We start from the raw sequence: 22,555 nt of genomic DNA, 5'->3' as shown, positions 1-22,555 counted from the left end.
ATAGGTTTCCTAGCGTGCAAGGTGCTGTATGTAGCTAACTTTTTTCGCTTAACTATTAACAGCAGCTACCCAACTTGCTCTGGTAACCAAATGCTGGTGCCGGTGGCTGCGATGTGATTCACATTGCCATTTAACACTTTGCTACCCACATTATTTGAGCTTTCAGGCCGGCTAACTAAGTACCCCTGTACACAGCTAATTCCTAAGTTTTTAACTAGCTCAAATTGTTCGGTTTGTTCAACGCCCTCGGCAACAATCTTTAATTCTAACTGTTGTCCAAGTTCGCTGATGGAATTGAGGATCTTACGGTACTTGGGGTTGCTATTGGCTTGAGTGATAAACAGTTTATCGATTTTTATCACATCAATGGGTAAATCGGCGAGGGTGCTTAGCGAGCTAAAGCCTGTTCCAAAGTCATCAATCGCGACACTTATTCCTGCATCTCGGCATTGTTGTAATTGTGAAATCGTTTCATTGCTGGCCTTGATAAGAGTGGACTCTGTGATTTCCAACATCAAAGCAGTAGCTGGTAAACCGGTTTTTTCTAGGGCAGCATTTACCCATTCAAAGACTTTTCTGTGCTTTAATTGTATTCCAGAAACATTGACCGAGATTTTTACCTTTTTCATCCCTGCATTATGCCATGCACACATTTGCCTACACGACTCAAGTAGGATCCAATCACCAAGCTCTAAAATTAAATTTGACTCTTCTGCAATTGGAATAAATTCGGCCGGTGGAATCTGCCCTTCTATCGGGTGGTTCCAACGAATAAGCGCCTCAAAATAGTCGATAGCACAATCTTCAACATGCACTATCGGTTGGAATGACAGATAAAAGCTTTGCGCAGAGATAGCGAGTCGTAACTCTTCTAAGAGGTAGTGATAACGTCGCATTTTCGACCCCATTTCGGGGGAATAAACTTTAAAAATTCCACGACCATCCGTTTTTGCTCTATACATGGCAACATCAGCCATCTGCAGTAATGAGTTTGGTGTTGCTGCACTATCTGGGTATACCGCGATGCCGATACTTGCTCCAATTTTGACAAGCTTATTGCCAAGCAAGAAATCACGCTCTATATCACTAAGAATGGACTGCGCGATTTCTGTGCACAAACTTGGATTGCTTAATTTGGGAATAAATAGCGAAAATTCATCGCCGCCGAGTCTTGAGAGGTTTTGTTCAAGGCCATGAATAGGGTGGCAATCTTCTAAACCATATTGGCGAACCACTTTTGAGAGCCGAGCAGCAACTTGGATCAGAATTTCGTCGCCAAAACTGTGGCCAAAGGAATCGTTGACCTGCTTAAAGCCGTCCAAATCAATAAATAGCAGGCCACATTTTTGTTGCGCCAACTCAGCTTGCTTTAACTTTGCCTCAATATGGTCAATATATGCATGTCTATCTATAAGCTTTGTGAGCTTGTCTTGAAAAATTTGAGACTCTGAATTGCGTTTTACGCGTGCAAGATGGCTAGACAAGTCGTGGATCGCATGGCTGAGTTTGGCAAGAGAGGACTTATGGTGCAGTGGCGCACTATCAACCTCTAAACGCATCAATATTCCTCCAACGTCCTTATTCACCTCGCTTATATCTTCATCTTGATTACGGTAGCGGCGCTCTGATTTAAAAAGATACGCAACAATCGCGAGTAAAGTTGCAATTGAAATGAGAGTGATTGGAGAAGTAAATACGGCATACCAAACTGTACTTACATCCAGATATTTGGGTATTCCGAGAGTTGATTCTACTGCAACATAAGTGTGGTTTCCGCTTGCTGCAAAGCTCAAACCGTGCAGAAGTGGGGAATACCAAGGTGATATCATTGATACTGTAAGGTGCTCATTTATCGGGGTTGTAGCGATCAGCTCAAGCACGTGGGCCTTAAAAGACAGATGCAGCAATATGACAACAAATATTGTGCCCAGAAGTAGGGTACTTGTTAGTCTTATCGCGTTTGGCATGAATAGGCTTTCCTTAGTAATTCAGACTCTTGCATATTACGGAGTAATAGTACGCAGATGCGATCTTCATCGCAAAAAATGTAATCTGAAATTATAGTTGCTAACCTAGTTTTTTACACACTTTAGCATTCAGTTGCAAACTTCATCGTGCAAAAGTACTAAAAATTTCACTTTGCAGACTGCTTTATATGAGCGGGATCAATTATTAGTTAAATTCACTTTACATGATAACCATTCTTAACTAGCTTTCTTGTTGACTCTTAATGTGATTGGCTCAGTGATTGCAAGGAACTCATAGCAAACTGAAATCACTGCTTATCTGATTTAGATTGCGCCAAAGCGGTGCAAAATTGCACCAAATTTGTACTGTCATACAAACTCAATATTTGTTTGCTGTACTTAGGGCTGTTGATTTTTAAAGCGAACGGTGAGTTGCCAGCTAATTAAAATTTAATTTCGCTTAAATCTCAATATGCTCGACATAAATCGTACACAGTTACCAGTCGTTTGCAGTATTAGCGTACGTCACTGTGAAATAAGGACTCACAAAAGGTAAATGGGGGTTATATGCTCACTAAACGGTTTTTCAAAACAAAAGACGAAGCAGAAATTACATTTTCATTTTCACACCCAGAAGCGAAAACGGTGGAACTTGCTGGTGATTTTAATGATTGGCAACCTGAGCCGATGAAATTCATCAAAAAAGACAGTGCGTTTAAGCTCAAACACCGTTTACCAACCGACAAAGATTACCACTTCAGATATTTGATTGATGGTGAAGTTTGGGACAACGATCATCAAGCAGATGATTATGTGCCCAACGGCTTTGGAGAAGACAACAGTGTTGTGTCCACAGCGAGAGCGTAACATTATAAATGGACAACATTGCCCAGCTTCTTTATCTCTATGGTATTGGTTATGAGTACCATAAATACACGGGTGATCATGTGGTATTTGATCACCAAATTCGCCTACAGGCATTGCAGGAGTGCGGTGTTGATGTCAGCAATCTAGATGAAATAAATACGCTCAACTTTGAGTTGGATATTGCTAAGTGGTTAACACCAGTTGAAGCCATTACTTTGGTTTGCAAAGAGATGCCAACTATTACGATAAGAGTGGATGCCGGCCTGCAAATTAACGAATTAACTGTGTCGATCCCCGCATTGGGTTATTGCTGTGTTTGCGATCCAAACAAGCAAGTAGCGATTGGGGATTACCGCTATCAAGATACACGTTATGTTCAACTTGAAGTGCCAATAAACGCGATTGAAGTCGGTTATCATAGCGCTGAGGTAATGTTAAATGGTGCGCGGTTTGGGACAGAACTTTGGGTGACGCCTAGACAGTGTTATGACCCGATTGAACAACATAAAAAGCTCCTTGGATTGTCTATTCAGCTATATTCGTTAAAGCCTGCTGGCAGCAAGCTAAGTGCGGATTTTTATGAGCTAAAGCAATTAGTTGAGGCTAGCGCAGCTGAAGGGGTTGACTACATTTTGTTAAACCCACTGCATTTGTTGTTTGTTGATGAACCAGAAAAAGCGAGCCCGTACAGCCCAAATGACCGCCGCCTACTGCACCCTTTTTACATTTCTATCGAGCTTTTGTGTGAACAATTTGGCTTAGATGTGAGTGTGTTCGCCGACTATCTAGACGTCTCAAAGAGTAACTTGAACGCGACATATCTTGATATGACTCACTGTATGGAAAGTAAGCTTAACGCGTTACGTTTTGCGTGGCAGTTATTGTGTGAACAAACTGGAGCGTGGCGTGCAGACTTTACTCGATTTTGCCAGGTTAAGCAGCAAGAGCTTAAGGCATTTGAGGACGATGACTTCGCTAAATTTATACAATGGCTTGCGTTTGAACAATTAACGCAATGCCAGTCTTCGGCACTGAATGCCGGTATGGCTGTAGGTTTAATCAATGATTTAGCCGTTGGTTGTGCTGACGGCTCAAGTGAATACAACAGCAATAAAAGTTTGTATGCCGCACATGCTCGCGTGGGCGCGCCTCCAGACCCTTGGGCAGAGCTCGGTCAAAACTGGGGGTTACCAGCGTTAAACCCCGTTAAGTTAAAAGCGCAGCGCTTTGCATTTTTTAAACAGCTGATCCAAGCGAACATCACCGGTGTTGGGGCATTAAGAATTGACCATGTGATGGGCCTAAGAAGGTTGTGGTGGTGCTTTTATCAAGATCAGCAGCAAACAGGTTGCTATGTATATTATCCATTTGAGTACCTTTTAGCGATCCTCAAAATTGAGTCTGTCAAACATCAAGTAATGATCATTGGTGAAGACTTAGGGGTTGTTCCAATCGAAATCAAAGAAGCAATGTCTGAGTCTCATATATACAGCAATATTCTTTTTTACTTCGAGAAGGATTATCACGGTCAGTTTTTAGCACCTACGCACTATAAGCACAATGCGTTACTCATGGTTGCTAACCATGACGTCCCGCCATTTTTTGGCTGGTGGAGCCATGATGACCTTAGGTTGAAACGCGAATATCAGTTATTGAGCGAACCCCAACTAACAAAAGCGGATGAAGAGCGAACATCCGAGCGAGAGAAGCTTTGTCATTGGCTTAGTCGCTATGGTGAGGTAAGTGTCAGCCTTGCGAGCGAAGCCCGTGATGTGTATCAGTCGCTTATCAATGTGCTCGCCAAGTCGCCTGCAAAAATGCTGACAATTCAGTTTGATGACCTCGACGAACAGAAGTTACCAGTGAATATTCCTGGTACTGACCAAGAGTATCCAAACTGGAGAAGGCGACTTAATCAGACATCAGCGGAAATTATTGCAAGTTCTCGGCCGCTGATCCGAGATGCGGTAACCAGCAGGAAAGAATAGATGAATACAAGAGCAAAAATAGAAGACGCCCAAGTAGATGACTACATCAGTCAATTAGCCGCTTTGGAAGCCGGTAAGTGTCGCGACCCATTTGCCTTCTTAGGGCTACACCAGCTAGATGCGAAGCGCTCAGTCGTGCGCTGTTTTATTCCAGGTGCGACAGAAGTTAAGGTGCTTACCAACAATAGCAGCTATGGGCTTGAACGGTTTCGCAAAAGTGCGCTATTCACATTAGATTTTAAAGCGGATGACATCAGCAAAGATTACCTGCTTGAAGTGCACTACCCAGAGCAAACCGTCACTGCGAGGGATGTATATAGTTTTGAAAGTTGCTTGGCTGATGATGCCTTGTACTTATTCAATGAAGGAACACAAGCCCAAGCTTATGTGCATTTAGGAGCACATCAAGTAGAAATAGAGGGTGTAATTGGGTTTCGCTTTGGTGTTTGGGCGCCAAATGCGTTGTCTGTTTCTGTGATAGGTGAGTTTAACCATTGGCAGGCCGTGCAGCATCCAATGCGATTACACCCAGCCAGTGGTGTATGGGAGCTTTTTATTCCGGCACTGGAGGTAGACTGCTGCTATAAATTTGCAATTACTACATTTGAGGGTGAGCGCATAGAAAAGGCCGACCCCTTTGCATTTAAAATGGAACAAGCACCGGGCACGGCGAGTATAACTCAGGCTCGACCAGCCGCTTTCACATTGAGCCAAGCAGATCATGATAAAAAGGCGCTGCGTAATAAAATCAATGCACCCATTAGTATTTATGAGGTGCATTTGGGCTCTTGGAAACGCCGAGAGGAAGAAGGTAATCGCTATCTTACGTATCGAGAGTTAGCGGACGACCTTATCCCCTATGTAAAGGTACTGGGGTTTACTCATTTGCAACTGATGCCTATCAGTGAATATCCTTTTGATGGCTCCTGGGGTTACCAACCGGTGGGGTTATTCTCGCCAACCAGTCGCTTTGGTGGCGTTGAGGATTTTGCTTACTTCGTTGAGTGCTGTCATCGTGAAGAGCTCGGATTACTTATCGACTGGGTACCGGGACATTTCCCATCAGATCCCCATGGTTTACATAAATTTGATGGCACACACCTATTCGAACATGCTGATAAGCGGCAAGGGTTTCATCCAGATTGGAACACCTATATTTTTAACTACGACCGCGCTGAAGTAAAAAGCTTTTTGTTGTCGAATGCGATGTATTGGATAAAAGAATACGCCATCGATGGCTTAAGGGTGGATGCTGTGGCATCGATGCTTTATTTGGATTACAGCCGTAAGCATGGGGAATGGGTGCCAAATCAATATGGTGGCCGTGAAAATCTAGGTGCAATAGAATGCCTCAAATCAGTCAATACCAAATGTTATGGCGTTGATGAAGGTATAATGATGGTCGCTGAAGAATCCACAGCTTGGCCCGGTGTTACCCGCAGTGTTGAACACGATGGTTTGGGTTTTGGTTATAAGTGGAATATGGGGTGGATGAATGACACGCTAAACTATATGTCCAAAGACCCAATTCATCGCAAGTACCATCACCATGAAATGACCTTTTCGATGGTGTATGCCTATTCTGAAAATTACATATTGCCATTAAGTCACGATGAAGTGGTACATGGCAAAGGTGCGCTACTGAGCAAAATGCCAGGAGACGATTGGCAGCAATTCGCTAATTTACGTGCTTACTATGGCTTTATGTTTGCCCACCCAGGTAAAAAGTTGCTGTTCATGGGCGCTGAACTTGCCCCCCGAGAGGAGTGGGATCATAACCAACAACTCAACTGGAAATTGCTTGAAAGTGAAGCGCACCAAGGCGTGTATGAGTGTGTCAAAGCGCTCAATACGACCTATAAATCAACGCCGCAATTATTCGAGTGCGATAACAAATCAACAGGATTTAATTGGATTGATGGTGGGAATGCGGAGCAAAGCATATATAGTTTTGTACGCTATGGACGAGATGGTGTTACACCGCTGGTGGTGATAGCAAACTTTACGCCACAAACCCATTTTCAATTCCGCTTAGGCGTGCCGTCAGCGGGTGTGTATCAAGTTGTCTTAAACACGGATGACAAAGCATTTTGGGGGAGCGGCGTTGGAGTCGTTGCACATAAACAACAACTCATTGAATCGAAAAGCATAGCAAGCCATGGCCTTGAGCAAAGTATCGATATAACCGTTCCGCCTTTGGCAACCGTGTATTTGCAACTGATCTCTGGTGGCACATGCTAACCAGTTATCGCGGCGATCATCAATTATTGGGTGCAACGGCCAGTGATAAAGGCGTTAACTTTTGTGTTTATGCACCGAAAGCAAAACGCGTAACCCTGTGTCTGTTCGACAAAAGCGGCCATAGCGAAGTGAATCGGATAGGGATGTTTCGGCATGAGGGCGGAAATTGGTCACTGTTTATCGAGGGAGCACAAGTCGGAGACTTATATGGCTATCGTGTAGACGGAGAGTATAGTGCGGAAAAAGGGCTGCTTTTCAATGCTAATAAGTTACTCTTAGACCCATATTGTCGCGACTTTTTCGGTGAGTTTACTTGGAGTGAACGGCATTTTTGCCATTTGCCAGTAGGCCATTTAAACCCATCTGATAACGCCTGTGATATGCCAAAGAGTAAAGTGACGGCGATTGAGAAGTATCAAGGGAAGCGACCGAAGACTCCGTGGAGTAAAACGGTGATCTATGAATGTCATGTTAAAGGGGCAACTGTTAGGCACCCAGATATTCCAACTAAACACCAAGGAAAATATTTAGGGATTGCTGAACAAACCTTTATCGATCACCTCAAGCATATTGGTGTTACTGCGATTGAGCTGCTACCTGTGCATGCGTTTATCAACGAGCAATTTCTTACGACCAAAGGACTAAAAAATTATTGGGGATATAACAGCCTCAACTTTTTTACGCCACACAAAAGTTATCTCGTTAACGACGACATCAACGAATTTAAGGTAATGGTAGAGCGACTCCATCAAGCCGGCATTGAGGTTATTTTGGATGTGGTGTTTAACCATACTGCGGAAGGTGGTTTGGATGGCCCGACAATTAGCTTTAAAGGGTTTGATAACCTGACTTATTACAGTACCTTGCCGAGTAAGCCCAATGTCTACATTAATGACACCGGCTGTGGAAACACAATGAATATCTCGAATCCAGTGGTATTAAGACTTGTCTTGGACAGCTTGCGCTATTGGGTGGAATACATGGGGGTGGACGGTTTTCGCTTTGATTTGGCGACGATCCTTGCTCGTCAAGCCTCGGGATTTTCAAATCAACATGCATTTTTGCAAGCGATCCATCAAGACCCAGTGCTTAGCAAAGTAAAACTGATTGCCGAGCCTTGGGATATTGGTCCTGGTGGGTATCAACTTGGACAATTTCCTTCTCCTTGGCGTGAGTGGAATGATAAATATCGAGATACCGTTAGACGCTTCTGGCGTGGTGATGAGGGAGTATTGCCAGAGCTTGCGATGCGTATTCATGGCTCCAGTGATCTGTTTGAACATAACTTACGGGGTCCTTTGAACTCCATAAATTTTCTTACCAGTCATGACGGCTTCTCATTGTTTGATTGGACGGCTTACGAGCATAAACACAATGAAGCAAACGGTGAGGCAAATAGAGACGGCCACAGTGAAAACTTTTCATTTAATTGTGGGGTAGAAGGGTTCAGTGCAGACCCTCAAATCAATGAATTGCGTCTCAGTATGCAGAAAAATGCATTACTCACTTTGTTTTTATCCAAAGGGATCCCGATGATTTGTGCGGGAACCGAAATGGCACATACGCAAAGTGGCAACAATAATGCTTACTGCCAAGACAACTGCACTAGCTGGCTGGCATGGAAAAACCACCAGCAACACCACACGTTAACTTTTTTTATCCAAGATTTACTTGCACTTCGTAAGCAATTTGCCGCGTTTTCTCACTCATTTTATGTCCATGACAGTGACAGTCGTTTTGCGGTGAATTGGTTTAATGAACAAGCAAAGCCGTTATCGCCTGAACAATGGCGAGAGCCGAGCCGCAAATGGTTGAGTTACACCATCACCGATCAGCAGTTAGGGCAAAGCTTATTGATAATACTGAACGCCAGTGAAAGTGCATTGCAAATAAAGCTGCCATTTAGTGCGTTTTCATCTCATTGGCAGCAAGCAATCACCACCGCGGTTGAGCCGCATCGACCAGAGTTAGATTCTTATTTACAGGTTCCAGCTAAGTCAGCATGGATATTTACATCAATCAAAGGGGATGAAAAGCATGGCTAATAAAAGTGCGCCAGTATGCGTGGTAAAACATTGGCAAGATGCACCAAAGATAGATGAAAACACCTTGAGTGATGATTTGACTCGTCACTTTTACTACACCTTAGGTCGAGACAAAGTAGGAGAGTCGCGACTGTATTTGTACCATGCATTAGCTTTGACTATTCGTGACCGATTAGTCGCCCGTTGCCGAGCAACCAAAGAGCACATTAAGAGTAAAAAGACGCGCAAAGCAGCTTACCTTTCGTTGGAATTTTTAATGGGTAGAGCACTGTCTAATGCGGTGTTAAATCTAGACTTAGAAGAACAAGTTCAAGCGGCATTACAAGAATACTGTACTGAGCTTGAAGAAGTCGCGCAGGCTGAACATGATGCAGGTCTTGGTAATGGTGGTTTAGGCCGCCTTGCAGCCTGCTTTTTGGATAGCTGTGCTTCATTAGCCCTTCCTGTTGTTGGTTACGGTTTGCGTTACGAGTTTGGGATGTTTAACCAAACCTGTGAACAGGGTCACCAAGTAGAACAGCCAGATAATTGGCTCCGTGAAGGTCATCCATGGGAGCTTGCCGCACCAGAACAAGCCCGCAGAGTTAAGTTTTTTGGTCATGTTGAAGTACATACTGACAAAAATGGTAGGCAGCATCGTGAGTGGCTTGATACTCAAGATATTCTCGCGGTGCCTTACGATGTTCCTGTGCCTGGATATCGTAATGAGGTGGTAAACACATTAAGACTATGGAAATCAGAGGCAACCGATGAGTTTGACCTTAACGAATTTAACGCCGGTAGTTATTCAGAAGCAGTGGCGAAGAAGAATCTCGCTGAGCAGATAACGATGGTCCTGTATCCCAATGATGCCAGTGAAAATGGCAAAGAACTGAGATTAAGGCAGCAGTACTTTTTATCCAGCGCGAGCTTGCAAGACGTGATTGCAACTTGGGTTGAGCAATATGGCGATGATTTCAGTGATTTTGCGGATTATCACGTATTCCAACTCAATGATACCCATCCCAGTATTGCCGTAGCTGAGCTAATGCGTATTTTATTAGACGATTACGAGCTGGAATGGGATGCCGCGTGGAAGATAACGACATCAACCATGGCATATACCAATCATACTTTATTGCCTGAAGCATTAGAGCGCTGGTCTGTGAGTTTATTTGAGCGCTTGTTACCAAGGTTGCTAGAAATTATCTATGAGATCAATGCCCGCTTTTTGTCGGAAGTTGCACTTAAATGGCCCGGTGATATCGAAAAGCAGCGCGCGCTGTCACTCATTGAGGAGTCTAGCCATCCTCAAATTCGCATGGCGTATCTTGCGATTGTAGGTAGTTATTCTGTCAATGGTGTTGCTGCACTTCATACCGAGTTATTAAAAGCTGGCTTGTTTAACGATTTCTATCAACTGTGCCCAGAGAAGTTTAATAATAAAACCAACGGTGTGACGCCAAGGCGCTGGTTATCGCATTGTAATCCAGAACTGGCACGATTGATTAGCGATAAAATTGGCGACGGGTGGCAAGCTGATTTTTCTAAAATTAGTGAACTACGTCGTTTTTACGATAACCACGCCTTCCAAAAGCAATGGTTAACAGTCAAACAAAACAACAAACAACGTCTTGCTGAGCTAATTGCTCATGAATGTCAGGTAGAGTTTGACCCAACTATGATGTTTGATGTTCAGGTCAAACGTATTCATGAATACAAGCGTCAGTTGCTTAACGTATTGCACGTTATCCATCTTTACGATCGGATCTGTCGTGGCGATGTGGCAGAGCTTATTCCTCGTTGCGTACTGTTTGGAGGTAAGGCTGCACCCGGTTATTACATGGCGAAGAAGATCATTAAATTAATAAATAATGTTGCCAATGTTATCAACAATGACCCCGCGGCGAGGCCCTATCTTCGAGTGGCTTTCATGCCCAATTACAATGTCTCAAAAATGGAAGTGATTTGTCCTGCAACAGACTTATCAGAGCAAATTTCAACCGCTGGAAAAGAAGCGTCTGGCACAGGCAACATGAAGTTTATGATGAATGGCGCGATCACCATAGGTACTTTAGATGGTGCAAATATTGAAATACGAGAATGCGTTGGTGCAGACAACTTTTACTTATTTGGTGTAACTGCTGAACAAGCACAGCAAGTGCGCCAAAATTATCAGCCCCTTAAGATAATAGAAAGCAACAATGACCTTAAACGTGTTATGGCTTTGCTCGAAAGTGGTCACTTTAACCTATTTGAGCCTAATATCTTTGATGACGTAATCAACTCAATTAAGAGTAGTACCGATCCTTGGTTAGTGGCACAAGATTTTCCTTCCTATGTTGAGAGCCAGGAGCATGCGGCTCAAGCATATAAAGACAAGGAACATTGGCTGCGCATGAGTATTCTCAATACCGCAGCAAGTGGAAAATTTTCTAGCGATAGAACAATTCAAGATTACAGCGATGATATTTGGCGCTTGAGCCCAATGCAGTAGTCACCGCAAAAAAGTTATGGAGAGAAGAAATCATGCCTAATTATGCGAATCGTTATATTAGTACCCTCACTCGAGAAACATATGCTTTAATACTTGCGGGTGGAAGAGGTTCGCGCCTTCACGAGCTCACCAATTGGCGAGCGAAACCCGCTGTTTATTTTGGCGGCAAACATCGAATTATCGATTTCCCACTGTCTAACTGCATTAACTCAGGGATCCGACGGGTTGGTATTGCCACGCAGTATAAGTCGCACTCCCTTATTCGCCATGTTAATCGCGCATGGGGACACTTTAAAAAGGAACTTGGAGAATCTGTAGAAATATTGCCAGCATCACAGCGATATGGTGATGAGTGGTACTGCGGCACAGCAGATGCAGTTTTCCAGAATATGGATATTATTCGTCATGAGCTTCCCAAATACGTTATGATCTTATCGGGTGATCATGTTTACAGAATGGATTACGGTGGCTTACTTGCAAAGCACGTTGAGACAGGTGCAGATATGACCGTATGTTGTATTGAAGTGCCTTGTGAAGAAGCAGCGAAAACGTTTGGTGTAATGACCGTGGATGAAAGCAACCGTGTGCGTCGCTTTGATGAAAAGCCGGTAGATCCGACGTCAATCCCTGGAAAGCCAGGTGTATGTTTGGCGTCTATGGGGAACTATGTGTTTAACACTGAGTTTTTATTCGAGCAGTTAAAAAAGGATGCGGAACGAGAAGGATCTGGTCGTGACTTTGGTCATGATATTATCCCATCCATCATAGAAGAGCATAATGTATATGCGTATCCATTTTGCGACCCATCACATGAAGGGCAGCCGTATTGGCGAGATGTAGGGACGCTTGATTCATTCTGGGAAGCAAATATGGAGCTGGTTTCTCCTGAACCACAACTTGATCTCTATGATCCTCATTGGCCAATTTGGACTTATCAGGAACAGCTACCACCAGCTAAATTTATATTTGATGATGATGATAGACGCGGTATGGCCGTAGACTCGACGGTTTCTGGTGGCTGTATTATTTCTGGTTCTAAAGTTAAGCGTTCATTGCTGTTTTCCAATGTGCATGTTCACTCGTATTGTGAAATTGAAGGAGCCGTTGTGTTGCCTGGTGCCAAAATCGGGCGTAACTGCAAAATCAAAAACGCAATCATTGACCGCAGTTGTCAAATACCAGAGGGGATGACAATTGGTTACGATACTGACCTAGACAAAGAGAATGGCTTTAGAGTGTCGAATAAGGGGATCGTATTGGTGACCCGAGATATGCTCGCAGAGCTTGCGGAAAAAAATAATAAATGATCCATGTAGAGGTACTATGCATGTAATTTTAGTGGCAGCCGAAAACGATCGGTTGCCAAATTGTAAGGTGGGGGGCGTCGCAGATGTAATACGCGACGTACCTTATGCATTGGCGCAGCTTGGCATTAAAGTATCGGTGGTCACACCCGATTATGGCCAAGCTGCTTTAAATCGAAGCTTAGTCGCTGATATTGCCGTCCCTTTTCGTCAACACCTAGAAACGGCGACTCTTTGGTCTGTTGAAGAAAGTGACAATGTCACTCAGTATGTCATTTCACACTCATTGTTTAGTGAGCATCACGGCGCTATTTACTGTAATGATCCTCACCAGCCCTTTGCGACAGATGCAAATCGATTTGCGTTTTTTAGTGCGGCAGTTGCTGAACTTATTGAACATGAGTTGATAGCTGAGATAGATGTTGTACACCTACATGACTGGCACGCTGCTGTCGTTGCTGTACTTCGTCAGTTTAGTCCAAGATTCAAACGCTTAAAGGCGCTAAGGACAGTCTATACTGTGCATAACCTTGCGCTTCAAGGGATCCGGCCTTTTAATCATGACTTTTCCAGCCTTGAGTCTTGGTTTCCGACACTCACCTATGATGGGCTCAGTATTTGCGATCCTAAATATCCTCACTGCTTTAATCCGATGCGAGCGGCTATTAATCTTTCAGACAAAGTGCATGTTGTTTCTCCTAATTATGCCAAAGAAGTGATGATCCCGAGTCATCCTGAGCTTGGTTTTTTTGGTGGCGAAGGGTTAGAAAGCGACATGCAGCATGCGTCTCATGAAGGACGGTTAGCGGGTATTTTAAACGGTTGTGTGTATGATGAGTCAGGTGACGAAGAGAATCTAATTTTTGCTGACTATTTGGTGCTTGCTGAGCAGCATGTGTTTCAATGGATGGCAAAATCTAGCCAAGTATTATCTCGGTTTTACATTGCTCATCAGCGCATACTCGCTTGGCGTGACGAAGCCTTTAGCGGCAAGCTAATTACAAGTGTTGGTCGTCTCACCGATCAAAAAGCACTTATTTTAAGACAGCCTACCCAATCAGGCATTGTGCTCGATGACATTGCAAAAATAGCCAAGCACCAAGGAGCACGTATTGTGATTGTAGGCTCTGGTGACCCAAGTCTTGAGCAGCTATTTACCGAAGTAATGGCACGCCATAACAATGTCTTGTTTTTAAATGGTTATGGTAAAGCACTCGGCGAGCAACTGTACCCATTAGGTGATTTGTTTTTAATGCCAAGCTCCTTTGAGCCTTGTGGTATCAGCCAAATGCTTGCGATGCGCGCTGGACAACCTTGTATCGTACATAAAGTGGGTGGACTATATGATACGGTAAAACACAATGAAACCGGCTATTGCTTTGAAGGGGAAACACTCGCAGAGCAAGGTAATCAGTTTATTGCGATTTTTGAATTAGCGCTTGCTGATCTGATAGGAGACTGCGAAAAATATCAACAACTCAGGCTGAAAGCTCGTATGCAGCGCTTTGACTGGTCTGATGTTGCACAAAAATACTGCGAACAATTATATAGATAGAAAAAACGTAGTTAAAAAAATTTTCGCATCTGTGTTAAGTATTTAGCAATTGGCTCAGTTGCTAAACAAAAAACTAGGTCAAAGGTATCAAAAGATAGCTTTGGCCTTTCTTTTTTGTCATTTTGCATTATCTTTTAAGCTATTATTTTGATTCTTAATAGCTTAGGTTGATTTTCTTTATCATCATAAAGGGTTAAAATCTAAAAATTGCTAAACCAAAAGTGCGATTGTTCACTTTAGGTACGAAGGAGTTTTTGTTTGAAGGTTTTTGTGGCCCGCCAAGCCATATTTAATCGTAAAAAACAAGTTGTTGCATACGAATTGTTGTTTCGCGATGGTGTAAAAAATAGCTTTCCAAATATTGCAGATGATGCAGCGACAGCCAAGCTGATAATGAATAATCAACTTAACCTCGGCATGCGATATCTCACTTCGGGAAAGAAAGCGCTAATTAATATTGGTCCAGACTCGTTACGTCAGGAGCTGTGTGAGTTTCTCCCAGCAAATGATGTGATCTTAGAACTATTGGAGACTATTCCGCCAACAAAACAAAATTATGAGCGGATAAGAGGCTTATTTCACAGCAACTTTAGACTCGCGTTAGACGATTTTGAATACTCAAAAGAATGGGAACCTTTCTTAAAGCTCGTAAGGTTGATTAAGTTCGACGTCATGGAAAACCCGCTGGACACTATAGTGCCAGTGATTGACATGATTAAAGAGCGAAAGAACATTAAACTACTTGCGGAAAAGGTCGAAACCGAAGAAGAATTCGAGCAAGCTAAAAAGATGGGATTTCAGTTCTTTCAAGGCTACTTCTTTGCAAAACCAAAAATGATTGAGCAAAAAGACATTACTATCAATTATGTGATAGTCATGCTCATTTATGAAGAAGCACTCAAACCGAATATGAGTATTACGCGATTAGCCGAGTTGTTTGCTCAGGACACTGCGCTTGCGTATAAACTGCTAAGGCTTATTAATTCCGGCGTATTTCCGATCAAAAGTCGTATCGAATCTTTAAAGCAAGCCCTGGTATATTTAGGAAACGAGCGTGTAAAAAAGTTTGTAAATTTAATTATGACAGCCCACGTAGCCGAGGGAAAACCGACAGAATTAACACGCCTTTCTATCGTTCGTTCACGGTTTTGTGAACTTATCGCACAGCAAATATCGCCAGGGCTTGCCAATATGAGCTTTATGACAGGGTTATTTTCTCTGCTTGATGCCATTCTTGACAGGCCAATGGAGCAGGTTGTAAACAAGCTACCTTTTCCTGAGCAACTCCATGATGCTTTGATAGGCAAACCCAACACACTATATTATATTTTAAATATCGTTAGAGCCTATGAGTCTGGAAGCTGGTGGACTCTGCAGAATGCGTGCAGTTATTTAAACTATAAAGACGAAAACCTTCCTGATTTTCATGCCGCTGCGATAAACTGGGCTGATATGTATAAAAACCGTGTGTATTGATGAATAGAATTATTGCGATGGATGCGATCCGCGGGTTCGCGCTGCTTGGCTTGCTTTCCATGAATATGGTACATATGGCCAATTTTGAGTTGGGTTATGTACCAGCTCAAACTGCCCACTATCTTGATCCGTTCTTCGCAATGGTTAACAATATTTTCTTTGATGGTCGATTCAGAACCTTATTTGCCATGTTATTTGGGGCGGCATTGTGCATTCAGGTAGCAAAGACGGATGATCAGAGCCTTGCAAGACATCGACTAACATGGTTAATGGTTTTCGGTGTGTTACACGGCGTGTTGGTTTGGCCTGGAGATATTTTATTTAATTATGCGTTGAGTGGATTTGTAGCACTACGATTTATAGATGCGAGCGACAAAAAGCTAAACCGCTATGCGATAGGATTCATTTTAGTCCCTTCTATTGCTATCAGCTTATTGCTATTAATTGATCCAGAACCACAAATAAATAGAACTTCAGAAGTCTACCTCGAGTTTTTGCAGCAAATTCCAGCAAACTACTTAGAACTACTCACCCTTAATGGCCTGTACTTTATCATTATTAGTTTGCTTATCCCGGTTATTACTTTGTGGTATACCGCCGGGTTAATGCTACTTGGTATGCGTTTATATCGAAGTGGAATGTTTGATTTAGAGCGTACTGAACCTGTTCATAAAATTAATTTGTTTGCCGTTGTAGCCATTATTTTGTCATTTGTAGGCTTTGTTCTTGAGCGTAAGCTAGGCGTCGAGTTTTTTGAAGGAATAGATTGGATCCTTGCGATACCCGTTGCGTTGTTTTATGTCGTTGTAATTAAGGCGGCAATGCGAGGTGCAAAACGTCAACTTTGGAGTTTACAATGTGTTGGGCGCCTAGCGCTTTCGTTTTATCTTCTCCAGTCAATTGTGTTTGTAAGCTATTTTTACTTTATAAACCCGAGCGCTATCAGCACTTGGGAGCGGGTGGATTATTTCTCGGCATTTGTAATTGCGTCTATAATTCAATTAGCCCTTGCGTCTATTTATTTTAAGTTGTTTAAGCAAGGCCCATTTGAGAAATTATTGAAGTTGCTAGTAATACGAAGAGCCCGCTATGATTAAAAAAGTACTAATTGGGGTAGTGCTATGGATGGTGTGTTTTAGTGTTGATGCTAAACAGTCTTTAAATGTCTTGTTTGTTAATCCTTCTGTGCCTGGTGAACCATTTTGGCAGCGCGTCCAAGGCATTACAGAAGCGGCAGCGGATCAATTCGATATTAGATTAGATGTGATCTATGGAGAAGGAAACCGAATTATACAGCTCGCTGAGCTTAAAAAATACTTGAGTTATCGTGCTACGCCCGACTATGTCATCCTCATTAATTATCCTGGTGGTGCCGAAGAAAGCCTAAAGCTTTTAGAAAAATATGGGATCAATCATATTACTTTAGAAGAAACGATTTCGGGCCCTGAAAGGCAGGCGATAGGTAATCCAAAAGAACACTATAAGTATTGGCTTGGGGAAGTACATCATGATAATGACCAAGCTGGTTACGATCTGGCAAAGAAACTATACCAACAAGCTAAAACTAACGGTCATGAGACAATTTACCCTATTGCTATCAATGGTCACTATGGCACAGAGTCAGATATTAGAAGCAACGGTGCAAAGCGCTTTTTTGATGAAGTTGGCGTGGTGGTTCAGCAAACTGTCTACGCTGGGTGGTCAAAAGAGCAAGCGCTTGATAAGACTAAGAAATTGTTGCACCGCTATCCAAAAACAAACCTTATTTGGTGTGCGTCAGATTTGATGGCGATGGGAGCTATCACCGCAGCAGCATCAAGCACCTCACAAATAGTGTTTGGTGGATTTGATTGGTTGTCTGACACTTTTGACCTTATTGAACACAATGAGATGCAAGCATCCGTTGGTGGACACTTTATGATGGGGGCTTGGGCGTTGATTTCGGTGTACGATCATTATTATGGGCACCCTTTTTGGAAGGATAACACTGAACTTGCGTTTGATTTAACTGTGATCACCAAGGAAAATCTAGCTGACTATTACTGGATAAAGTCAGCGAAAAACTGGCAATCTATTGATTACAAGGCAATGAGTCTTAGAGGAAAGCCTAAAGAGCAGTATCATTTTTCTCCTGAGCTATTAAGAAAAAGTTTGCAAAAGTAGAAATGCAGTAGTGTAAAGCGGTTGAAGCGATTACAATACGGGTTTTTACTCAAAGTGGTTGTATCGTGACAGAGCAAAAGCGCCTCAATAAATACATCAGTGAAACAGGATTCTGCAGTCGTCGAGAAGCTGATGACTTAATCGCCTCAGGTCGTGTCAAAGTAAATGGAATTCTACCAGAAATGGGCACCAAAGTGTCTGATGCTGACACTATCATCATTGATGGTAAGCCTCTGAAAGCAAAGCCAAAGGCTGTATTTATTGCTTATAATAAACCTGTTGGTGTAACTTGTACCACCGAGCGTAAAATCAGAAGCAATATTGTCAGTGCAATCAACTATCCTGAGCGTATTTTCCCTATTGGTCGCTTAGACCGTCCATCCGAAGGATTAATTTTCTTGACCAACCAAGGCGATATGGTCAATAAAATCCTTCGCGCCGGCAATAACCATGAAAAAGAGTATGAGGTTGTGGTCGATAGGCCTATTGATGAGCGCTTTGTAAAACGTATGTCCTCTGGTGTTCCAATCCTTGGCACCGTCACAAAGCCTTGTAAAGTTCGTAAAACCGGGGCTAAGTCATTTACCATTGTATTGACCCAAGGCTTAAATCGTCAAATTCGCAGAATGTGTGAATATCTAGGATTTGAAGTAACACACCTTAAACGTATTCGGATAATGAATATCGATCTAACTGGCCTTAGCTCTGGTAAGTGGCGTCACCTTAACGAAAACGAAATGCGAGCGATTAATCACGCAACAGAGTCATCGAGTAAAACGCAAGAGGCATCAGCGGGGGCTGGTGCGGGAAAACAGCATGATAAGCCTAGTAGTGAAGTTGCTCGTCCAAAGCAAGATAGGCGAGCGCATAACAGCAAAGATCGAACAACTGAACTCGACAAACAAAATAGCGTTAAGTCTAAGCCAAAAACGCGAAATGGTGAACAAAATCACAGTCACAACAAACGTAAGTCAAGCCCAAAGCACAATACTAAGCCTGCAAAAAGGGTCAAAGGTACTTTGTCCTTAAATAAGAGTAAGTAATCTGAAGTTCGGACAATTCAGCAAAGAGTAGGGCAATGTAAAGCCCCTTGACAGCTTAATTAGAATGGGCAAAACGAAATAAATAAGGGCTATAGAAATAGCCCTTATCACATTTACTCAAACTGTTACTTTTCATCATCAGGTAGAGTAACGTTCAATTCTAATACTGCTAAGTCATCCTCGTTTTGTTCAAACTGGACGTTGACAGCATCCGAATCTACTTTCACATATTTACGAATAACATCGAGTATGTCTTGCTTAAGCTGTGGTAAGTAGTCAGGTGTACCACGCTTTGAGCGTTCGTGCGCAACGATGATTTGCAGTCGCTCTTTCGCTAGTGACGCGCTATTTTTTTTCTCAGAACGAAAATAATCTAGTAATGACACCTTACCCTCCAAAGATCCGTTTGAAGATACCTTTCTTCTCAACTTGTAAGAAACGGAAATCAACGACTTCACCTAATAAGCGGTTAATTGCATCGCTGTATGCTTGGCCTGCATCAGACTCTTGGTCTAAGATAACCGGTTGGCCTGAGTTCGACGCATTAAGTACTGCTTTTGATTCAGGTATTACACCTAGTAAGTCAATCGCTAGAATTTCTTTAACATCGTCTACCGACAACATTTCACCGCTATCTACCCGCTCTGGGTTATAACGTGTAAGCAATAGGTGTTCCTTAACCGGCTCTAGGCCCATTTCAGCGCGCTTCGACTTGCTTTGTAGAATACCTAAAATACGGTCTGAGTCACGAACGGATGAAACTTCAGGGTTAGTTGCTACCACGGCTTCATCAGCGAAGTACAATGCCATCATTGCGCCTGCCTCAATACCTGCAGGGGAATCACAAATGATGAAATCAAATTCTTCTTTCATCTCATTTAGCACACGTTCAACCCCTTCTCGAGTGAGGGCGTCTTTATCACGAGTCTGAGAAGCTGGAAGAATATAAAGTTTTTCAACGCGCTTATCTTTAATCAATGCTTGATTTAAATTTGCTTCACCGTTGATAACGTTGACAAAATCATAAACAACGCGACGCTCGCATCCCATGATTAAGTCGAGGTTTCTAAGACCAATATCAAAATCGACAATGGCTGTTTTATAACCCTTTAGCGCTAAGCCAGTACCAATTGCTGCACTTGACGTTGTTTTACCAACACCGCCTTTACCTGAAGTTACGACAATAATTTTTGCCATCTGATTTATCCTTTGACCAAAGCTGTAATTTTTAATGATTCGTCTTGTTGTGTTATTTGAGCAGCTTGACCCCAGTGTTCACCTTGCAGCGAATCACTGATCCAATAACTCCCGTTTATAGACACCAGCTCAGCTTCTAAGCGCTGACAGAATATACTCGTGTCTTCCTGGCCTTGCGCACCTGCGATTGCACGACCACGTAAAGTACCGTAAATGTGCACGTTACCATCGGCGATAACTTCTGCACCATGACTTACAGCACCTAGCACGATCAGATCACGGTCTTTAGCATAAATCTGCTGACCACTACGTACCGTTCCGTTCACAATTTGAGCAGGAAGATAAACTTGTTTTTCTACTACTTCTGCTTGAGATTGTGATGGGGTACTCGGTTGCACATCCCTTGAATAGTTTAGTACAGAAAACCCGGCTTCTTTGGCTAAGTCGTGCTGACTTTGAGTACCGCTACACACACCCACTGGATTGAGCTGTAAATCGACCAGTGTTTGCTTTAACTCTTTGAATTCTACAGTTTGCTCCTGAACATCAGCTAAATTAACGACAATTGGTGCACCTTGAAAAAATTTAGGCGCTTGCGAAATTTTGCTATCAAGATCTTGCCTTAACTTGGTCAGATCTAAAGAAAACAACTGCAGCACAGAGAGTGTAAATAGATTTCCTTTTAGTTCGAATGTTTGATTTGCCATATGTACTCAAATTTCTGTTACAACCGCCGCTAAAGCCTTATCTAGCTGACTTTAGCGGTTAGTAAAACTTTCCACAACTTACTAATAGCATGGTATAGTGACCGCCCATGATTAGCAAGAATTTATAGGCTTATAATGCTCACTGCCATATACAAAAGTCCAAAAAAAGCGGATACCTATCTTTTTGTAACTAAAAGAGATGATTTTTCCAATGTCCCTGCACCGTTAATGGAAACTTTCGGCACTCCTACCTATGTCATGATTATTGACCTTGCGAGAAGAACAAAATTGGGAATTGCTGATCTTGAAACGGTTAAGCAAAAATTAACTGACGATGGGTTTTACTTGCAACTTCCACCGCATACAGAAAGCTTGCTTGATGAATTTAGAAAGCAAAACGGAGTAACAGATTCGTGATAAAAAAAATTTCCCTACTAGTAGCCTCAGTTTGCTTGTCCACATCAGTCTTTGCTAACACTCAAGCGAAGTTTGATGAATACCTCAAAAACTTAAAACAAGAAGCGATTGACAAGGGCTATACACAACAATTAGTTGATGAGGCTTTTGCAACAGCAGTATTTAAGGAAAAGGTGATTAAGGCTGATAAATCCCAGCCAGAAATTGTCGAAACACTAGAAACTTATTTACCCAAGCGCGTCCCTGAATGGAAAATCCAACAGGCCCGCAAACTCTACAAAGAACACCAAGAATCTTTAGAAAAAATAGCAAAAGAATATGGCGTACAGGCACGGTTTATCGTTGCCCTGTGGGGCCTTGAAAGTAACTTTGGTCGTATTCAAGGCGGCTATCCTGTCATTAGTGCGTTAGTGACGCTTGCTTTTGATGGTCGTCGAGAAGCTTTGTATAAAAGACAGTTGTGGGCTGCGCTGGATATTTTAAGAGATGGTCACATCGGTCTGGATGATTTCAAAGGATCGTGGGCAGGAGCAATGGGTCAAACTCAGTTTATGCCAACTTCATTTACGTCTTATGCTGTTGATTATAATAAAGATGGTCGTAAGGACATTTGGACGACACAAGAAGATGCTTTTGCGTCAATAGCCAATTACCTGAAAAGTGTGGGCTGGAACGACGATCTCACTTGGGGTCGCCAAGTTAAGCTACCTGAAGGTTTTGACAATAGCTACATTTTAAAGCGTGGTACTAAAACGCACAGCGAATGGTTAAAGGAGTGGAGTAAATCAGAGCGTTCATTGCAGGAGTGGCAAGCGCTTGGTCTTCGCAGAATGGACGGTACTGACTTGCCACAAGTGAATATCACAGCAGCATTAGTGATGCCAGATGACGCCAATGGCCGGATGTACTTGGCTTATGACAATTACAAGGCTTTAATGAATTGGAATAGATCTTATTACTTTGCCTCAAGCGTTGGATATTTATCTGACAGAATAGGTTACCCAAAGATTTAGCCACAAAGTCAGACTTAGCCCGCTCGAATAGCGGGCTTTTTTATGCCTATTTATTGGATGATAAAGCTTGCTTCGCAGGCATTAGATTTGCAGTAA

17 protein-coding genes are annotated in these 22,555 nt (G+C 42.7%); 13 read left to right on the top strand and 4 right to left on the bottom strand.

The window, feature by feature from the left end; translation table 11 throughout:
* Window positions 1–65: 65 nt before the first annotated feature.
* Entirely contained in the window at window positions 66–1,967 is a 1,902-nt protein-coding gene (locus tag MHN32_RS09450) for an EAL domain-containing protein (protein ID WP_239421595.1), read from the bottom strand.
* 567 nt (window positions 1,968–2,534) lie between these two features.
* Between MHN32_RS09450 and MHN32_RS09445 the strand changes: the two genes are divergently transcribed.
* The 11 genes from MHN32_RS09445 (at window position 2,535) to rluF (ending at window position 19,125) form a co-directional block, all read left to right on the top strand.
* Complete coding sequence (locus MHN32_RS09445; protein WP_010372991.1) at window positions 2,535–2,834, top strand: isoamylase early set domain-containing protein; 300 nt, start codon at window positions 2,535–2,537, stop codon at window positions 2,832–2,834.
* Between the two features lie 8 nt (window positions 2,835–2,842).
* The gene (malQ, locus tag MHN32_RS09440; RefSeq protein ID WP_239421594.1) at window positions 2,843–4,822 is read left to right on the top strand and encodes a 4-alpha-glucanotransferase; all 1,980 of its coding nucleotides are present in this window, start codon (window positions 2,843–2,845) and stop codon (window positions 4,820–4,822) included.
* Window positions 4,823–7,063: a 1,4-alpha-glucan branching protein GlgB gene (gene glgB / locus MHN32_RS09435; RefSeq protein ID WP_239421593.1), complete on the top strand. Its 2,241-nt coding sequence runs from the start codon at window positions 4,823–4,825 to the stop codon at window positions 7,061–7,063.
* Window positions 7,057–9,108, top strand: coding sequence for a glycogen debranching protein GlgX (glgX, locus tag MHN32_RS09430; RefSeq protein WP_227387909.1), 2,052 nt, complete (start codon window positions 7,057–7,059; stop codon window positions 9,106–9,108). The genes glgB and glgX overlap by 7 nt, the downstream gene beginning before the upstream one ends.
* The gene (locus MHN32_RS09425) at window positions 9,101–11,584 is read left to right on the top strand and encodes a glycogen/starch/alpha-glucan phosphorylase (RefSeq protein ID WP_227387910.1); all 2,484 of its coding nucleotides are present in this window, start codon (window positions 9,101–9,103) and stop codon (window positions 11,582–11,584) included. Before glgX ends, MHN32_RS09425 begins: the two co-directional genes overlap by 8 nt.
* Before the next feature lie 32 nt (window positions 11,585–11,616).
* A complete protein-coding gene (gene glgC / locus MHN32_RS09420) occupies window positions 11,617–12,891 on the top strand; it encodes a glucose-1-phosphate adenylyltransferase (protein ID WP_010372983.1) in 1,275 nt (424 codons plus the stop codon).
* Window positions 12,892–12,907: 16 nt separating this feature from the next.
* The gene (locus MHN32_RS09415; protein WP_239421592.1) at window positions 12,908–14,443 is read left to right on the top strand and encodes a glycogen/starch synthase; all 1,536 of its coding nucleotides are present in this window, start codon (window positions 12,908–12,910) and stop codon (window positions 14,441–14,443) included.
* 258 nt (window positions 14,444–14,701) lie between these two features.
* Window positions 14,702–15,919, top strand: coding sequence for an HDOD domain-containing protein (locus tag MHN32_RS09410; RefSeq protein WP_239421591.1), 1,218 nt, complete (start codon window positions 14,702–14,704; stop codon window positions 15,917–15,919).
* Window positions 15,919–17,016: a DUF418 domain-containing protein gene (locus MHN32_RS09405; RefSeq protein ID WP_239421590.1), complete on the top strand. Its 1,098-nt coding sequence runs from the start codon at window positions 15,919–15,921 to the stop codon at window positions 17,014–17,016. The genes MHN32_RS09410 and MHN32_RS09405 overlap by 1 nt, the downstream gene beginning before the upstream one ends.
* Window positions 17,009–18,082: an ABC transporter substrate-binding protein gene (locus MHN32_RS09400; protein WP_239421589.1), complete on the top strand. Its 1,074-nt coding sequence runs from the start codon at window positions 17,009–17,011 to the stop codon at window positions 18,080–18,082. Before MHN32_RS09405 ends, MHN32_RS09400 begins: the two co-directional genes overlap by 8 nt.
* A gap of 65 nt (window positions 18,083–18,147) precedes the next feature.
* Window positions 18,148–19,125, top strand: coding sequence for a 23S rRNA pseudouridine(2604) synthase RluF (rluF, locus tag MHN32_RS09395; RefSeq protein ID WP_174169393.1), 978 nt, complete (start codon window positions 18,148–18,150; stop codon window positions 19,123–19,125).
* A 125-nt stretch (window positions 19,126–19,250) separates the two neighbouring features.
* Here rluF and minE read toward each other — a convergent pair whose 3' ends face one another.
* The 3 genes from minE to minC are packed head-to-tail and all read right to left on the bottom strand — an operon-like array spanning window position 19,251 to window position 21,029.
* Window positions 19,251–19,511, bottom strand: coding sequence for a cell division topological specificity factor MinE (minE, locus tag MHN32_RS09390; RefSeq protein WP_010372964.1), 261 nt, complete (start codon window positions 19,509–19,511; stop codon window positions 19,251–19,253).
* 1 nt (window position 19,512) lies between these two features.
* Complete coding sequence (minD, locus tag MHN32_RS09385) at window positions 19,513–20,322, bottom strand: septum site-determining protein MinD (RefSeq protein WP_010372960.1); 810 nt, start codon at window positions 20,320–20,322, stop codon at window positions 19,513–19,515.
* A 5-nt stretch (window positions 20,323–20,327) separates the two neighbouring features.
* Window positions 20,328–21,029, bottom strand: a complete 702-nt coding sequence (gene minC / locus MHN32_RS09380) for a septum site-determining protein MinC (RefSeq protein ID WP_239421588.1) — start codon at window positions 21,027–21,029, stop codon at window positions 20,328–20,330.
* Window positions 21,030–21,164: 135 nt separating this feature from the next.
* Here minC and MHN32_RS09375 point away from each other — a divergent pair, with 135 nt between their 5' ends.
* Together MHN32_RS09375 and MHN32_RS09370 are read left to right on the top strand one after the other, a co-directional pair.
* The gene (locus MHN32_RS09375; RefSeq protein WP_010605401.1) at window positions 21,165–21,446 is read left to right on the top strand and encodes a YcgL domain-containing protein; all 282 of its coding nucleotides are present in this window, start codon (window positions 21,165–21,167) and stop codon (window positions 21,444–21,446) included.
* Window positions 21,443–22,459: a lytic murein transglycosylase gene (locus MHN32_RS09370; RefSeq protein WP_069019253.1), complete on the top strand. Its 1,017-nt coding sequence runs from the start codon at window positions 21,443–21,445 to the stop codon at window positions 22,457–22,459. The genes MHN32_RS09375 and MHN32_RS09370 overlap by 4 nt, the downstream gene beginning before the upstream one ends.
* Window positions 22,460–22,555 lie beyond the last annotated feature (96 nt).

The organism is Pseudoalteromonas sp. Of11M-6 (genome assembly GCF_022347905.1).
Lineage (GTDB): Bacteria > Pseudomonadota > Gammaproteobacteria > Enterobacterales > Alteromonadaceae > Pseudoalteromonas.
The sequence above is the reverse complement of the archived record's forward strand: the minus strand, read 5'-3'. Positions and strand labels throughout refer to the sequence as shown.

Excerpts from the sequence above, each read along its gene's own strand:
- MHN32_RS09450 (WP_239421595.1), bottom strand. The coding sequence starts at position 1,967 with ATGCCAAACGCGATAAGACTAACAAGTACCCTACTTCTGGGCACAATA.
- MHN32_RS09445 (WP_010372991.1), top strand. The coding sequence starts at position 2,535 with ATGCTCACTAAACGGTTTTTCAAAACAAAAGACGAAGCAGAAATTACA.
- malQ (WP_239421594.1), top strand. The coding sequence starts at position 2,843 with ATGGACAACATTGCCCAGCTTCTTTATCTCTATGGTATTGGTTATGAG.
- glgB (WP_239421593.1), top strand. The coding sequence starts at position 4,823 with ATGAATACAAGAGCAAAAATAGAAGACGCCCAAGTAGATGACTACATC.
- glgX (WP_227387909.1), top strand. The coding sequence starts at position 7,057 with ATGCTAACCAGTTATCGCGGCGATCATCAATTATTGGGTGCAACGGCC.
- MHN32_RS09425 (WP_227387910.1), top strand. The coding sequence starts at position 9,101 with ATGGCTAATAAAAGTGCGCCAGTATGCGTGGTAAAACATTGGCAAGAT.
- glgC (WP_010372983.1), top strand. The coding sequence starts at position 11,617 with ATGCCTAATTATGCGAATCGTTATATTAGTACCCTCACTCGAGAAACA.
- MHN32_RS09415 (WP_239421592.1), top strand. The coding sequence starts at position 12,908 with ATGCATGTAATTTTAGTGGCAGCCGAAAACGATCGGTTGCCAAATTGT.
- MHN32_RS09405 (WP_239421590.1), top strand. The coding sequence starts at position 15,919 with ATGAATAGAATTATTGCGATGGATGCGATCCGCGGGTTCGCGCTGCTT.
- MHN32_RS09400 (WP_239421589.1), top strand. The coding sequence starts at position 17,009 with ATGATTAAAAAAGTACTAATTGGGGTAGTGCTATGGATGGTGTGTTTT.
- minD (WP_010372960.1), bottom strand. The coding sequence starts at position 20,322 with ATGGCAAAAATTATTGTCGTAACTTCAGGTAAAGGCGGTGTTGGTAAA.
- minC (WP_239421588.1), bottom strand. The coding sequence starts at position 21,029 with ATGGCAAATCAAACATTCGAACTAAAAGGAAATCTATTTACACTCTCT.
- MHN32_RS09375 (WP_010605401.1), top strand. The coding sequence starts at position 21,165 with ATGCTCACTGCCATATACAAAAGTCCAAAAAAAGCGGATACCTATCTT.